The 515-nt window shown below is 71.3% G+C and carries 1 protein-coding gene; it reads left to right on the top strand.

What is annotated here, in order from left to right:
- A partial coding sequence (locus tag LPA54_RS36595; protein ID WP_228984815.1) for a Stealth CR1 domain-containing protein occupies nucleotides 1-515 on the top strand: 515 nt, incomplete at both ends.

Below are 515 nucleotides of genomic sequence, written 5' to 3'. Positions count from 1 at the left end.
GACGACGCGTGGCCCAAGTCGCTGTCGTCGGCCCCGGTGATGCGGTTCGGCGTGGTGCGTCTGGGCCCCGCCGGTCAGGTCCTCGGCGGTCCGCTGCTCGGCTGCGACGTGGAGTTCTGGCAGGACGGCGCCGAGGTGCTGGCGGGTCCGCAGGCCGAGGCGGAGCTGGTGCGTGTGTCGCCGCAGGCTTCCGCCGACGTGCTGGCCGACTCCCTGGTCGCCCCCCGGCGCAACCGGATATCGGACGTCATGCCGACCAGCGAGCAGAAGTCCGCGAAGATCACGGTCCAGGGCCGCGACTACCCGACGTTCGCGCCCTTCACCGTGACCACGGTGGAGGACGTGACGTTCCCCATCGACGTCGTCTACACCTGGGTCGACGGCCAGGACCCCGAGCTGCGCGCCAAGCGCCAGAAGTACCGGGGCGACGGAGACGCCGGCATCGCGGCCCGCGAGGTCGGCGAGTCCCGATACACCAGCCACGACGAGCTGAAGTACTCGCTGCGGTCGCTGGA

The sequence above is a fragment of the Streptomyces sp. DH12 genome, assembly GCF_020873895.1.
Classification (GTDB): domain Bacteria; phylum Actinomycetota; class Actinomycetes; order Streptomycetales; family Streptomycetaceae; genus Streptomyces.
The sequence above is the reverse complement of the archived record's forward strand: the minus strand, read 5'-3'. Positions and strand labels throughout refer to the sequence as shown.